Source organism: Pantoea sp. X-Soil-TKNS-1207, from assembly GCF_059730485.1.
The window spans coordinates 1,088,478-1,103,381 of sequence record NZ_AP035958.1; the positions used below are offsets into that span (position 1 = coordinate 1,088,478).

At 55.8% G+C, this 14,904-nt stretch carries 12 protein-coding genes; 9 read left to right on the forward strand and 3 right to left on the reverse strand.

Features of this window, described 5'->3' with window-relative positions:
* The first annotated feature begins 134 nt into the window (after window positions 1-134).
* The 5 genes from lon (at window position 135) to AC6I8V_RS04930 (ending at window position 6,045) form a co-directional block, all read left to right on the forward strand.
* On the forward strand, window positions 135-2,489 hold the full coding sequence (lon, locus tag AC6I8V_RS04910; protein ID WP_497844801.1) for an endopeptidase La: 2,355 nt from the start codon (window positions 135-137) through the stop codon (window positions 2,487-2,489).
* Between the two features lie 213 nt (window positions 2,490-2,702).
* Window positions 2,703-2,975: a nucleoid-associated protein HU-beta gene (gene hupB / locus AC6I8V_RS04915; protein ID WP_014606441.1), complete on the forward strand. Its 273-nt coding sequence runs from the start codon at window positions 2,703-2,705 to the stop codon at window positions 2,973-2,975.
* A gap of 238 nt (window positions 2,976-3,213) precedes the next feature.
* Entirely contained in the window at window positions 3,214-5,082 is a 1,869-nt protein-coding gene (gene ppiD / locus AC6I8V_RS04920; protein ID WP_497844802.1) for a peptidylprolyl isomerase, read from the forward strand.
* 139 nt (window positions 5,083-5,221) lie between these two features.
* A complete protein-coding gene (locus AC6I8V_RS04925) occupies window positions 5,222-5,545 on the forward strand; it encodes a ComEA family DNA-binding protein (protein WP_497844803.1) in 324 nt (107 codons plus the stop codon).
* A gap of 101 nt (window positions 5,546-5,646) precedes the next feature.
* A complete protein-coding gene (locus AC6I8V_RS04930; protein WP_497844804.1) occupies window positions 5,647-6,045 on the forward strand; it encodes an acyl-CoA thioesterase in 399 nt (132 codons plus the stop codon).
* 41 nt (window positions 6,046-6,086) lie between these two features.
* Here AC6I8V_RS04930 and queC read toward each other — a convergent pair whose 3' ends face one another.
* Together queC and AC6I8V_RS04940 are read right to left on the reverse strand one after the other, a co-directional pair.
* Window positions 6,087-6,782 carry a 7-cyano-7-deazaguanine synthase QueC gene (gene queC / locus AC6I8V_RS04935; RefSeq protein ID WP_497844805.1) on the reverse strand — a complete coding sequence of 232 codons (696 nt, stop codon included), beginning with the start codon at window positions 6,780-6,782 and terminating at the stop codon, window positions 6,087-6,089.
* A 26-nt stretch (window positions 6,783-6,808) separates the two neighbouring features.
* Window positions 6,809-8,536 (reverse strand): SgrR family transcriptional regulator, encoded by a 1,728-nt coding sequence (locus tag AC6I8V_RS04940; protein WP_497844806.1) that lies wholly within the window; start codon window positions 8,534-8,536, stop codon window positions 6,809-6,811.
* Window positions 8,537-8,629: 93 nt separating this feature from the next.
* Here AC6I8V_RS04940 and cof point away from each other — a divergent pair, with 93 nt between their 5' ends.
* On the forward strand, window positions 8,630-9,451 hold the full coding sequence (cof, locus tag AC6I8V_RS04945; protein WP_497844807.1) for an HMP-PP phosphatase: 822 nt from the start codon (window positions 8,630-8,632) through the stop codon (window positions 9,449-9,451).
* Window positions 9,452-9,485: 34 nt separating this feature from the next.
* Here cof and AC6I8V_RS04950 read toward each other — a convergent pair whose 3' ends face one another.
* Window positions 9,486-10,520 (reverse strand): PLP-dependent cysteine synthase family protein, encoded by a 1,035-nt coding sequence (locus tag AC6I8V_RS04950; RefSeq protein WP_497844808.1) that lies wholly within the window; start codon window positions 10,518-10,520, stop codon window positions 9,486-9,488.
* A 115-nt stretch (window positions 10,521-10,635) separates the two neighbouring features.
* Between AC6I8V_RS04950 and AC6I8V_RS04955 the strand changes: the two genes are divergently transcribed.
* From AC6I8V_RS04955 to AC6I8V_RS04965, 3 genes are read left to right on the forward strand one after another with little or no spacing between them, the layout of a single operon-like run.
* Entirely contained in the window at window positions 10,636-11,097 is a 462-nt protein-coding gene (locus AC6I8V_RS04955; protein WP_497844809.1) for an Lrp/AsnC family transcriptional regulator, read from the forward strand.
* A 22-nt stretch (window positions 11,098-11,119) separates the two neighbouring features.
* Window positions 11,120-12,889: a SmdA family multidrug ABC transporter permease/ATP-binding protein gene (locus AC6I8V_RS04960; protein ID WP_497844810.1), complete on the forward strand. Its 1,770-nt coding sequence runs from the start codon at window positions 11,120-11,122 to the stop codon at window positions 12,887-12,889.
* Window positions 12,882-14,657 (forward strand): SmdB family multidrug efflux ABC transporter permease/ATP-binding protein, encoded by a 1,776-nt coding sequence (locus AC6I8V_RS04965; RefSeq protein WP_497844811.1) that lies wholly within the window; start codon window positions 12,882-12,884, stop codon window positions 14,655-14,657. The genes AC6I8V_RS04960 and AC6I8V_RS04965 overlap by 8 nt, the downstream gene beginning before the upstream one ends.
* The last annotated feature ends 247 nt before the right edge of the window (window positions 14,658-14,904 follow it).

Sequence of the window (14,904 nt, forward strand, 5' to 3'; positions counted from 1 at the left end):
TTGTTTTTCTCACGCCTGTGACATTGAATGTCGGATAAGCATCCCCATATACTCAATATCCTGTGGGTTTAACTGCAAAACCTGTCTTAAGCGGTTCCCATCACCTGGCGGACATTAAACTAAGAGAGAGCTCTATGAATCCTGAGCGTTCTGAACGCATTGAAATCCCCGTGTTGCCTTTGCGCGACGTGGTGGTTTATCCGCACATGGTAATTCCGTTGTTTGTTGGTCGGGAAAAATCGATTCGGTGCCTCGAAGCCGCGATGGATCATGATAAAAAGATCATGCTGGTTGCACAGAAAGAGGCTTCAACGGATGAACCTGGTATTAACGATCTCTTCTCTGTAGGGACCGTCGCTTCCGTATTGCAAATGCTGAAGCTGCCGGACGGCACGGTTAAAGTGCTGGTTGAAGGTTTACAGCGTGCGCACATCACCACGCTGGCGGATAACGGCGACCACTTTGTGGCCCAGGCTGAATATCTGATCTCGCCCGAAATTGAAGAACGCGAGCAGGAAGTGCTGGTCCGTACCGCCATCAACCAGTTTGAAGGCTACATCAAGCTCAACAAGAAAATTCCGCCTGAGGTTTTAACCTCACTCAACAGTATTGACGATGCAGCCCGTCTGGCTGACACCGTGGCGGCGCATATGCCGCTGAAACTGGCTGACAAACAATCGGTGCTGGAGATGTCCGACGTGAACGAGCGTCTGGAATATCTGATGGCGATGATGGAGTCTGAAATCGATCTGCTGCAGGTTGAGAAGCGTATTCGCAACCGCGTGAAAAAGCAGATGGAGAAAAGCCAGCGCGAGTATTACCTCAATGAGCAGATGAAGGCGATTCAGAAAGAATTGGGCGAGATGGATGATGCGCCTGATGAGTATGAAGCGCTGAAACGCAAAATTGATGCGGCAAAAATGCCGACCGAAGCGCGCGAAAAAGCCGAAGCCGAACTGCAGAAGCTGAAAATGATGTCGCCGATGTCGGCTGAAGCCACCGTGGTACGTGGCTACATCGACTGGATGGTGCAGGTGCCATGGAATGCGCGCAGCAAAGTGAAAAAAGATCTGCGCAAAGCGCAGGAAACGCTGGATACCGACCATTACGGTCTGGAGCGCGTGAAAGATCGCATCCTTGAGTATCTTGCCGTGCAGAGCCGCGTCAGCAAAATCAAAGGTCCAATCCTGTGTCTGGTGGGACCGCCGGGGGTAGGTAAAACCTCGTTGGGTCAGTCAATTGCCAAAGCCACGGGCCGTAAATATGTCCGTATGGCGCTGGGTGGGGTACGTGATGAGGCGGAAATCCGCGGGCATCGTCGTACTTACATCGGTTCAATGCCGGGCAAACTGATCCAGAAAATGGCGAAAGTGGGGGTTAAAAACCCGCTGTTCCTGCTGGATGAGATCGACAAAATGTCGTCAGACATGCGTGGCGATCCGGCTTCTGCGCTGCTTGAGGTGCTGGACCCGGAACAGAACATCGCATTTAACGATCACTATCTGGAAGTGGATTACGATCTGTCTGACGTGATGTTTGTGGCGACGTCAAACTCGATGAACATCCCGGCACCGCTGCTGGACCGTATGGAAGTGATTCGTCTCTCCGGTTATACCGAAGATGAAAAACTGAACATCGCGAAACAGCACCTGCTGCCGAAACAGATTGAGCGTAACGCGCTGAAGGATAAAGAGATCAGCGTAGACGATAGCGCCATCATCGGCATCATTCGTTACTACACCCGTGAAGCGGGCGTGCGTAGCCTGGAGCGTGAACTCTCCAAACTGTGCCGTAAAGCGGTGAAAGCGCTGCTGATGGACAAAGCGAAAAAACATATCACCATCAACGGTGATAACCTCAAAGATTTCCTTGGGGTTCAACGCTTTGACTATGGCCGCGCCGACAGCGAAAACCGCGTTGGTCAGGTGACTGGTCTGGCCTGGACGGAAGTGGGCGGCGATCTGCTGACCATCGAAACCGCCTGTGTGCCGGGTAAAGGCAAGCTGACTTATACCGGTTCGCTGGGTGAAGTGATGCAGGAGTCAATCCAGGCAGCACTTACTGTGGTGCGTGCGCGTGCCGAGAAACTGGGTATCAACGGCGATTTCTATGAAAAACGCGATATCCATGTTCACGTCCCAGAAGGGGCGACGCCGAAAGATGGTCCGAGCGCTGGTATTGCGATGTGCACCGCGCTGGTTTCCTGCCTGACGGGTAACCCGGTACGTTCTGACGTGGCGATGACCGGTGAGATCACTCTGCGTGGTCTGGTACTGCCAATCGGTGGCTTGAAAGAGAAACTGCTGGCAGCGCACCGTGGTGGTATCAAAACGGTACTGATCCCGGATGAAAACAAACGCGATCTGGAAGAGATTCCGGAGAACGTGATCGCCGATTTGACCATCCATCCGGTGAAGCGCATCGAAGAGGTGCTGAGCCTGGCGCTGGAGAATGCGCCGTACGGGATGCAGGTAGCTACGGCAAAATAGTGATTAGTGGCATAAACCGCTAAAAAGCAGAGCTGGCAGGCGAAATGGTGCTTGCCAGCTTTTTTTTGTGCCGCTAAGTTAAGTAGCTGCTGGATCAGCGATTAAGATGAATACCGTTGTTTCGGCTCAACAGGCTTGATATAACTGGCTGCGCGTTCGTATCCGGCGGGAAGCGCGGATACGATGTGAATAATAAAAGAGGGGATGAATAGAGTGAATAAGTCACAGTTGATCGACAAAATTGCTGCGGATGCGGACATTTCTAAAGCAGCAGCGGGACGTGTATTAGATGCATTCATGGGCTCCGTTTCTGACGCGCTGAAAGGCGGTGATGAAGTGGCACTGGTTGGTTTCGGCACTTTCTCTGTGCGTGAGCGTGCTGCTCGCACCGGCCGTAATCCGCAAACCGGTAAAGAAATCACCATTCCGGCTGGTAAAGTGCCGGGCTTCCGTGCTGGTAAAGCACTGAAAGACGCTGTTAATTAATGACTGCTGTCACATCCGTTGAAGCATTTTCTTTGATGGATTGAGGACGCAAAAGCCGTTCTCATGTAACATACGGGCACATCATTTTTGATGTGCCTTTTTTTATTCTGTTGCGCAGTAAACGGCCGTTGGCTGTTGTCTCCGCAGGGTTGCCAGCTGCCAGCCTGAACTGCAGCTGCACGATGATGACATCGTGTCTGAGCTTTACATCCACACTACAGCGGAGTGTTGTCATACCATGATGGACAATTTACGCGCGGCGGGAAATCATGTCGTGCTCAAAATCATTCTGGGATTGATCATCCTGTCCTTTGTACTGACCGGGGTAGGCAACTACCTGATCGGCGGTAGCAGTGATTACGCTGCCAAAGTTAATGGCCGCGAGATCAGCCGTGCAGAGCTGGAGCAGGCTTACAACAATGAGCGTAATCGTCAGCAGCAGATGCTGGGCGATCAATTCTCACAGCTGGCCAGCAACGAAGGCTACATGCAGCAGATGCGCCAGCAGGCGCTTTCTCAGTTGATCGATCAGGCGTTGCTTGATCAGTACATCAAAGATCTGCACATTGGCATCAGCGATGATCAGGTTAAGCAGGCGATTTTCACTCAGCAGGCTTTCCAGACTAACGGTAAGTTCGACAACGCCAAATATAACGGTCTGATCACCAGCATGGGGTTCACGGCCGATCAATACGCCGAAGCGCTGCGCAAGCAGCTGGCGACGCAGCAGCTGATTAATGCCGTGGCGAACACCGATTTCATGCTGAAAGGCGAAACCAGCAAACTGGTTGATCTGGTGGCGCAGCAGCGTGAAATTCGTCAGGCTGTTATCGATGTGAATGCGCTGGCAACCAAACAAAGCGTCACCGACGCCGAAATCAGCCAGTATTACCAGCAGCATCAAAACAGCTTTATGGCGCCGGAGCAGTTCCGCGTCAGCTACATCAAAATGGATGCCGCCAGCCTGCAGGAAAACGCCAGCGAAGCGGATATTCAGAGCTGGTTCGATCAGCACAAAGCCGATTACTCACAGCCACAACGTAACCGTTACAGCGTGATTCAAACCAAAACCGAAGCGGATGCCAATGCAGTTCTGGATGCGCTGAAGAAAGGGGAAGATTTCGCAACCCTGGCGAAGAGCAAATCCATTGACCCGATCTCGGCCCGTAAAGGCGGCGATATGGGCTGGCTGGAGCCGAACACCACGCCTGACGAACTGAAAAACGCCAATCTGACGCAAAAAGGTCAGCTTTCTGGCGTAATCAAATCGTCGGTTGGCTTCCTGATTGCGCGTCTGGACGATATCCAGCCGGAGCAGGTAAAACCGCTGGCGGAAGTGCACGATGCCGTTGCTGATAAAGTGAAGCAGGAAAAAGCGGTGGATGCCTTCTACAAAATGCAGCAGAAAGTCAGCGAAGCCGCCAGCAACGATAACGAATCACTGGCGGGTGCCGCACAGGCTTCGGGTCTGAAAGTGGTGGAAACCGACTGGTTTAGCCAGGATACCCTGCCGCAGGATCTGGATTTCGATCCGGTTAAGCAGGTGATCTTTAACGGTGGTTTAGTGGGCCAGAATGGTGCGCCGGGTAATAACTCCGACATCATCTCTGTCGATGGCGACCGTGCGTTTGTGCTACGCATCAGCGAACACAAACCGGAAGCGGTGAAGCCGCTGGATCAGGTTAAAGCGCAAATCGCCGATACCCTGAAGCATGATAAAGCCACTCAGCAGGCAAAAGAGCAGGCCAACAAACTGCTGGCCGATCTCAACGCCGGTAAGCAGGATGTGCTGCAGGCGGCGGGTCTGACCCTCAGCGCCAGCAAATCGGTTGATCGCAATGCGCAGGATCCGGTTGCGCAGTCAGCATTTAATCTGCCACAGCCGGCTGATAACAAACCGTCATGGGGCGTGAGCGAAGACATGCAGGGCAATGTGGTACTGGTGGCGCTGGACAAAGTCAGCACCGGCAGTATGCCGCAGGCGCAGATTGACCAGATGGTGAAAGGTGTGACGCAGAATAACGCGCAAATCGCCTTTGAAGCGCTGCTGGAAAACCTGCGTAAAGACGCCAAAATTAAGTACGGTGCCGCTGCGCAAACGCAATAAGCCTCGCAAAAAAATCAGCACCGCTGAAACAAACAAAGGCCGCTTATGCGGCCTTTTCCATTTCTGTGATTCGCCTTTTGAGCCGTGGTTTTGGCTGTGACACTCTTGGTCCGCTGTTAAACACAAGGAGAAACACAGCATGGCTAAACAAACTTTTCAGGCTTTACTCTTCTCACTGGCGCTGGGCGGCACAGTCTGCACAACGGGTCTGGCGGCAGCGGAAAGCCCCAGTGAAACTCAGGCAACACAGGTATCTTCCGCGGCAGAGGGGCAGATCAGCATCAATGAAGCCAGCGCCGAACAGCTCGCAGCGGCAATGAATGGCATTGGTCTGAAGAAAGCCCAATCCATTGTGAGTTATCGCGAACAGTACGGGCCTTTTACCGCCATTGAGCAATTAAAGGAGGTGCCGGGCATCGGCAGCGCGCTGGTTGAACGTAACAGCGGTCGTCTGAAATTGTGAGATAGTTCGCGACTATGAAAGGTCAGGCAAATCTGTGTTTATGCTGTGCTATGCTCAACAGGTCCAACCAGTTGTCATTCTCAGCGTAATCAGGAGCAACAATGTATACCACGATTAAAGTGCGCGGCTATCATCTTGATGTCTATCAGCATGTGAATAACGCGCGTTACCTCGAGTTTCTTGAGGAGGCGCGCTGGCAATGGCTGGAAGATGTCGATGCGTTCAACTGGCTGGTGCAGCAGAAACTCGCCTTTGTCGTGGTGAATATCAACATCAATTATCGCCGCCCGGCTGTGCTGGGCGACGTGCTCACCATCGAAAGCGAAATTTCACAGCTGAACGGTAAGAGCGGTGTTATCGCGCAGCGGGTATTGCTGGCCAGCGATGGTACGCCGGTTGCCGATGCGGCATTAACCTTTGTTTGTATTGATCTGGGTACACAGAAAGCGGTGCCAATGGAAGGGGAACTTCGTGAGCGCCTCTCTGCATTAATGGTGTAACTGGCAGGCTGGCGTCAGTGACGCCAGCAGGTTGCGCGGTATCAGACCAGACCGGATTTTTGCTTCATCTGCGCCATAATCGCAGCGGCATTCGCCTGGTAATCTGCCAGTCCACGCGCGCGTAAATGGCAGGCCGCACATTCGCCACAGCCATCGCCTTTCACGCCGTTGTAGCAGGTCAGCGTCTCAGCGCGCACCAGCGGCAGCTGCTGCCAGTAATCGGCCAGTGCCCAGGTTTCCGCTTTATTCAGCCACATCAGCGGCGTTTCGAAGCGGATATTGCGCGCCATGCCGAGGCTGACCGCGTTATTCAGCGCTTTGACGAACTCATCACGGCAGTCGGGGTAGCCAGAGAAATCGGTTTCGCACACGCCCGTAATCACCGCTTCGGCTTCAACCTGATAAGCATAAATCGACGCCAGCGTCAGAAACAAAATATTACGGCCCGGTACGAAAGTACTTGGCAGGCCGCTGGCATCCGGGTCATACGCCGGTACTGGAATGTTATCGCGCGTCAGGCTGCTGACGGCTAATTCGTTCAGCAGCGTCACATCCAGCACTTTATGGGCGCGCGCGCCAAGTTTATGCGCCAGTTCAGCCGCCACCTCGATCTCTTCGCGATGGCGCTGGCCATAATCAAAGGTGACGCAATGGACTTCATCATATTGCTGCAGTGCCTGAATTAAGCAGGTGGTGGAGTCTTGTCCGCCACTGAACACGACAACGGCTCTTTTCATCTTCTCTTCCCTATAAAACTGAGCGCTTATGGTAATGGCTCAGAAGTGTGATGAACAGTATTGACTGCGGCGGGTGGAGGGATCCACGCACGCGTAAAGTCAAACCAGCCCAGGCTGTTAAGTTGAATGCCTTCCACGCCAGGCGGTGCTGAAATCTGGTAGCGATAATTAAACAGCGGTAGCAGATAACCGGCGCGCATCAGTTGCTCAAACAGCTGGTGGCTAAGCGTAGCACGCTGTTCAGGATCGGCATGTTGGGCGATCTCACGCAGCTGACGAGTTAAGGCTATCCGGCCGTCGCTATCGCGCAGCGGCTGCCACAGCGGATCGTTCTCCAGCCAGCTAATCAGGGTAAACAGCGGCGCATCGCCAATCAGACGATCGCCCATGATCACGTCAGCGTTGGCCAGTTCAGCTTCATCGCGCCAGCTTTTGCTGTCATGAAATACGCAGATCAACCGGCAGCCGTGCCGGGCCAGCAACGGTTTAAGCGCCTGAGCCATAACGTGTAACTCGACGGGCAGATGATAATGCAGCGTCAGCGTGGCAGGCAGCGGCGCGGCCTGCTCCTCCGGCAATGGCACGGGCCAGCCGGGCAGCAACTCCTGACTGGGGGTGATCAACCCTTCATCCAGCGGCAGTTGTTGGATCATGCCGCTGCGCTGGATCAGGGACATCAGTGTCTTCGCCTGAGCGGCACTGAAGTGGGCCGAGATCCGCGGGGCGAGGTAGCAGAACCCCAGGCTGATGCTGCGATCGACCGGACGCAGGGTATCCAGTTCATCAGGATCGCCAATGGCGATTTGCACCGGATGACGACAGCTGGTGCCAAGGGTGCGATCAAACAGCTGGGGCGTGATCCAGTATTCCACCGTCTGAATCAGCGGCCGTTGCAGGTGCCAGCGCGGATGGCTTTCCAGTCGCACCAGTTCATCGGTGAAATGCGCCAGTTGCCACGGGCCGCTGCCGATAGTCCCACGCTCTGGGTGCGGCAGCAGGCAATGCTGATGCGCCAGACGCTGTGGCAGCCAGTAATCACTGTGGCGCAGGCGAATACGCAGCGCCAGCGGATGCGGCGTGCTAATCGTTTCCACCGAAGCGAGCAGGCGGCGGCCTGGCGTGCTTTGCTGGATGTGGCGTAGCTGAGTTGCCAGCTGCGCGGCATACAGCGGTTCGTCGTGATGCCAGCTGAGCTGGGGGCGCAGCCAGAAAAACCAGTCGCAGCCGCTTGCATCATGTTGCCAGTGATGCGCCAGATCGCCGACGACATCATCGCCCTGCAAGCGCGTCAGCCCGGAAAAAATCTGACGCGCCAGATGTTGTTCTGCGCGCCCGGTCAGCGTTAACGGGTTGAGTGCCTCGAGTGGACGATAGTAGGGGATACGCAGTACCGGCGCCTGGTTCAGCCACTGACCGCCCATCAGCGGACGCAGCATGTTGAGCAGATGTTCCGGCTGCATATCCAGCACCTGCAAAGCCTGAACCGCTTCGCCTGCCGCCAGTTGCTGCTGTAAAAGCTGCTGGCGCAATTGTTCCGGCGAAGTCAGGAAGGTGAGGGTTCCCTGTTTACCGCGCCCGGCGCTACCCTGCCAGCACAACCATCCCGCCTCCTGCCACTGGCGCAGCAGCGTACGAATATGGCGTTCACTGCAAAAACAGTGCTGCGCCATTGCCGGAACGCTCAAATGTTGCGGTGCGCCCTGGCTGAGCTGCCACAGCCGCTGAAATTGGTTGACCCGATGAAGCTGACGCATAGCAAAACCCGGAACAGTTTTCTAAAAGTATTCACTATTAGTTCCGTAATTACCAGGCGATAGTAAAGGCCTCACACCGACAGGAGAATTCGCATGGCCCGCCTCGCGGCATTTGATATGGACGGTACGCTGCTGCTGCCGAATCATCGCTTAGGCAAAGAAACCCTCGCCAGTCTGCACGCCTTACACCAGCGTGATGTCACCCTGGCTTTTGCCACCGGACGTCATTTAATGGATATGCAGGTGGTATGCGAACAAATCACGCTGCCCGCATGGCTGATCACCGGCAACGGTACGCGAATTCACGATCTGGATGGCAAGCTGTTGTACGGCTGCGATTTGCTGCCTTCCATCGCCGAAGAGGTGATCCATAGCCACTGGCAGACGCCCGCCTCTATCCACATTTTTAACGACGAAGGCTGGTTTACCGATAAGCCGCTGCTGGGGGCGCTGGAAGCGCATACGATGAGCGGCTTCCGTTATCAGCTGCGCGATCTGCGCCAGATGTCGGCGCATGAAGTGACCAAAATCTGTTTTATTGCGCCGCATGAGATGTTGTGTGCGCTGAAAACCGAGCTGCACGCCGCATTGGGTGAGCGGGCGAATATCTGTTTTTCTGCCTGGGATTGTCTGGAAGTGTTGCCGCTGGATTGTCATAAGGGCGCCGCGCTGGCACGGTTGTGCCAGCATCTTTCCCTGTCCTTAGCGGACTGTATGGCGTTTGGTGATGCCATGAACGATCGCGAAATGCTGGAGCGGGTGGGCAACGGCTTCATTATGGGCAACGCCATGAATCAGTTGAAGGCGGTGTTGCCCCATCTGCCGGTTATTGGTCATTGCGAGACACAGGCGGTGTCTCATTATTTAAATCACTGGATGACCACACCACACCTCGATTATTCCCCCGAATGCTGAGGGTTACAGTGAGCCGGACAGGATGTCCGGTTTTTTATTGCATCTCACGCTGCCACGGCTGAATATCCCCAATATGCTGCGCCACCCATTCCGGGTTGTAATAGGTGTCCGGGTAGCGATCGCCGCTGTCGCATAGCAAGGTGACCAGCGATCCCTGTTCGCCCAGTTCACGCATGCGTTTTGCCACCTGCAACATGCCCCAGAAATTGGTGCCGGTAGAGGCGCCCGGACGGCGACCCAGAATCTGCTCCAGCTTCAGCATCGCGGCAACCGTTGCGGCATCAGGCACCTTGAGCATCTCATCAATCACATCCGGTAAGAACGACGGTTCAACCCTCGGACGGCCAATGCCTTCAATCATGCTGCCGCGATCGCTGCGCAGCGCGCTGTCGCGGCTGTGCCAGTAATCAAAAAACACCGAATGCTGCGGGTCCACCACCAGCAGGCGGGTGTCGTGCCCCTGATAGCGAATATAACGGCCCAGCGTCGCCGAGGTGCCGCCCGTGCCCGCGCTCATAATTAAGGTATGCGGCACCGGGAAAGGCTCATGCGCCATCTGGCGGAAGATGCTTTCGGCGATATTGTTATTGCCGCGCCAGTCCGTCGCACGTTCGGCATAGGTGAACTGGTCCATAAAGTGGCCGTTAAGTTCACGCGCCAGCCGTTCGGATTCGCTATACAGCTGACAGGGATCTTCGACGAAATGACACTCGCCGCCGTAGAAGCGGATCAGTTCGATTTTACGTTTGGCGGTGCTGGCGGGCATCACGGCGATAAACGGCAGCCCGAGCAGGCGGGCGAAATAGGCTTCCGATACCGCCGTGCTACCGGAGGAGGCTTCAATAATCGGCGTGTCGGCGCGGATCCAGCCATTCGCCAGACCATACAAAAACAGCGAACGCGCCAGGCGATGCTTCAGGCTGCCGCTTGGATGGGTGCTTTCGTCTTTCAGATAGAAACGAATGCCGGGAAAATCATCCAGGGTAAAGCGAATCAGGTGCGTATCGGCAGAACGTTGAAAATCAGCGTTAATTTCGTTGATCGCGTGGCGAATCCAGGGCGTTTGCATGGGGTATTTCCGCAAAAATGAATGGCCTCAGTGTAAGGCACTGGCAGGAAAAAGAGGTTGCTTTAATCCGGCTATAATGGCCCGATGAGAGAAAATTTTTCTCCCGGAGAGACAAATGCTAGATAAAACTGACCGTAAACTGCTGGCGTTATTGCAGCAGGATTGCACCCTGTCGTTGCAGGCGCTGGCGGATGCGGTCAATCTTACGACAACACCGTGCTGGAAACGCCTGAAAAAACTCGAAGATGATGGCATTATTCGTGCGCGCGTGGCGCTGCTGGACGGGGAAAAAATCGGCCTGTCCCTGACGGCTTTTATGTTTGTCAAAACCCAGCAGCACAGCAGCGAGTGGTATCAGCAGTTTGTCAGCGTGGTTCAGCAGATGCCGGAAGTGATGGCCTTCTATCGCATGGCCGGTGAATACGACTATCTGCTGCGTATTCAGGTGGCCGATATGAAAAGTTATGATGGCTTTTATAAGCGGCTGGTGAATGGCGTTCCCGGCCTGATCGATGTGACCTCCAGCTTCGCCATGGAAGAAATTAAATATACAACCGCATTGCCGGTGGCACCCTGACGGGTAAAAAAGAGACACACTTGTGCGATTATTCAGCCAGTTAAGTTGGTATTTTCTGCGTGAGTGGCGGCGATATCTGGGCGCGGTCACTCTGCTTATCATTATTGCGCTTCTGCAATTACTGCCGCCACATGTGGTGGGCGTGGTTGTCGATGGCGTTACCCAACATACGCTAAGCACCGGGCGGCTGCTGATGTGGATCGGCGTGATGCTGATTACCGCCGTGGTGGTCTATCTGCTGCGCTATGTCTGGCGCGTGCTGCTTTTTGGCGCCTCCTATCAACTGGCGGTGAAGCTGCGTGAAGATTTTTATCGTCAGCTGAGTCGCCAGCATCCGGCGTTTTATTTGCGTCACCGTACCGGCGATCTGATCGCCCGCGCCACCAATGACGTTGATCGCGTGGTGTTTGCCGCCGGGGAAGGGGTGCTGACGCTGGTGGATTCCCTGGTGATGGGCTGCGTGGTGCTGGTGGTGATGAGCGTACAAATCAGCTGGCAGCTCACCCTGCTGGCGCTGGTGCCAATGCCGATCATGGCCATTGTCATCCACCGCTACGGCAACCAGCTGCACGATCGCTTCAAACTGGCGCAGGCGGCGTTCTCCAGCCTGAACGATCAAACGCAGGAGAGCCTGACCAGTATCCGCATGATCAAAGCCTTTGGTCTGGAAGATCATCAGTCGCAGCAGTTTGCCGCTATCGCCCGTGATACCGGCGAGAAAAACCTGCGCGTGGCGCGCGTCGATGCGCGTTTCGATCCCACCATTTATATCGCCATTGGCTTCTCCAACCTGCTGGCGATTGGCGGCGGCAGCTGGATGGTGTGGCATGGCACCCTGACGCTGGGGCAACTGACCAGCTTCGTTATGTACCTTGGCCTGATGATCTGGCCGATGCTGGCGCTGGCATGGATGTTTAACATCGTTGAGCGCGGCAGCGCGGCCTGGAGCCGTATCCAGGCCCTGCTGGCCGAAGCGCCAGCGGTGGAGGATGGGCAGAAAATCCTGCCGCCGGAAACGGGTAATTTGCAGGTGGCGATTCGTGAGTTCAGCTATCCCGGCAGTGGCGGCGTGGCGCTCAGCCACGTTAATTTCCAGCTGAAACCCGGTCAGATGCTCGGACTTTGCGGCCCAACCGGCTGTGGCAAAAGCACCTTGCTCAGCCTGATCCAGCGCCATTTTGACCTCGAGCAGGGCGATATTCGCTATCACAACACGCCGTTGCCGCAACTGCGCATCGACAGCTGGCGCAGCCGGTTGGCGGTCGTCAGCCAGACGCCTTTCCTGTTCTCCGATAGCGTTGCCAATAACCTCGCCCTGGGCCGCCCGAATGCCAGCCAGCAGGAGATTGAACGTGTGGCGCAGATGGCCTGTGTCCACGAGGATATTCTGCGCTTACCCCAGGGTTACGATACCGAGGTGGGAGAGCGTGGCGTGATGCTGTCAGGCGGGCAAAAGCAGCGTATTGCGATTGCCCGTGCGCTGCTGCTGAACGCGGAGATCCTGATTCTTGATGATGCGCTGTCGGCGGTGGACGGGCGGACCGAGCACGATATTCTGCATAACCTGCGGCAGTGGGGCAAAGGTCGCACCCTGATTATCAGCGCGCACCGACTGTCGGCGCTGACTGAAGCCAGCGAGATTCTGGTATTACAGCAGGGCGTGGTGACACAGCGGGGCGATCACGACAGCCTGGCGGCGCAAAGCGGCTGGTATCGCGAAATGTACCGTTATCAGCAGCTGGAAGCCGCGCTGGATGAGGATGAAATCACCGAAGGAGCGAGCCGTGGCTAAATCAATACGTCTGTGGCCGACGCTAAAACGTCTGCTGGCCTACGGCAAACCCTGGCGTAAATCGTTATGGCTGGCGGTGGGCATGTTATGGATTGCGGCGGCGGCGGAAGTCACCGGGCCGGTGCTGGTCAGTTATTTCATTGATCATCTGGTGGCGCGACATCAGATGCCCTGGGGGATTGTCGCCGGGTTGGTGGTGGGGTTTATCCTGCTGCAATTGCTGGCGGCAGGCCTGCACTATTTTCAGGCGTTGCTGTTTAACCGCGCGGCGATTGGCGTGGTACAGCAGCTGCGCTGCGATGTGATGAATGCCGCGCTGCGCCAGCCGCTCAGCGCCTTTGATACCCAGCCGGTCGGGCAAATTATCTCGCGTGTCACCAACGATACCGAGGTAATCCGCGATCTCTACGTCACGGTGGTGGCAACGGTGCTGCGCAGTGCCGCGCTGATTGGCGCGATGCTGGTGGCGATGTTCGCCCTTGACTGGCGCATGGCGCTGGTGGCGATGGTGATCTTCCCGCTGGTGCTGACGGTGATGCTGATTTATCAGCGTTACAGCACGCCGATTGCCCGCCGGGTGCGCAGCTATCTGGCGGATATCAATAATGGCTTCAATGAAGTGATCAACGGCATGAGCGTGATCCAGCAGTTCCGCCAGCAGGCGCGATTTGGCGAACGCATGGGCGAAGCCAGCCGCTCGCACTACGTGGCGCGCATGGAGACGCTGCGGCTCGACGGTTTTCTGCTGCGTCCGCTGCTCAGCCTGTTCTCTGCACTGATTTTGTGCGGTCTGCTGATGCTGTTCAGCTTTACCACGCCAGGCGTGTTCGAAGTTGGTGTGCTCTACGCCTTTATCACCTATCTGGGGCGTCTGAATGAGCCGCTGATTGAACTCACTACCCAGCAATCGATGCTGCAACAGGCGGTGGTGTCCGGCGAGCGTATTTTCGAACTGATGGATGCGGCACAGCAAGGCTACGGCGCAGACAACCGTCCGCTGTCATCGGGGCGCATCTCGCTGCGCGACGTCAGCTTTGCCTATCGTGCCGATCGCGATGTGCTGAGTCAGGTGGATCTGGAGGTGCCTGCGCGCGGTTTTGTCGCGCTGGTCGGGCATACCGGCAGCGGCAAAAGTACGCTGGCGAACCTGCTGATGGGGTACTACCCGGTTACGCGAGGCAGCATCGAGCTGGATGGGCGTCCGCTGCCTCAGCTGACGCACCAGGCGTTGCGTCAGAGCGTGGCGATGGTGCAGCAGGACCCGGTGGTGCTGGCTGATACCTTCCTCGCCAATGTGCGTCTTGGCCGTGATATCCCGGAAGAGGCGGTATGGCAGGCGCTGGAAACGGTGCAGCTTGCCGAGCTGGTGCGTACTCTGCCGGACGGTATCCATACCCGGCTGGGTGAGCAGGGCAATAATCTGTCGGTTGGCCAGAAACAGTTACTGGCGCTGGCGCGGGTGCTGGTGTCGCTGCCGCAGATTCTGATCCTCGACGAAGCCACCGCCAATATCGATTCCGGCACCGAGCAGGCGATCCAGCAAGCCCTGCGCGCGTTGCGCCAGCACAGTACGCTGGTGGTGATTGCGCACCGTCTTTCCACCATTACCGAAGCGGATCAGATTCTGGTGCTGCATCGCGGTCAGGTGGCGGAGCGCGGAACCCATAGCGAGCTGCTGTCCCAGCAGGGGCGTTACTGGCAAATGTACCAGCTGCAACAGGTGGGTGATGAACTCGCGGCGGGCATCCCCGTGCAGGCTGAAGGGTGAATTGCACCTTTTTTGCGCAAATTTATCGGAATCTTCTGTATAAATGCACTTCTTTGAGGCTCGAAGCACCAAAGAAGTGCAAATAATCCACTCCTTTCTTCCTTTCCCACTCCCATTTGTGTTGTGCATCACATAACGAAGCGCGCTGCGACGCGGCTAATCTGCTGACCACGCGCTTTTTTTATTTATGGCACACCCTTTGCTTATATCCCTGCGTGTCCGGTAAGACTCAATCATTTTATACCTG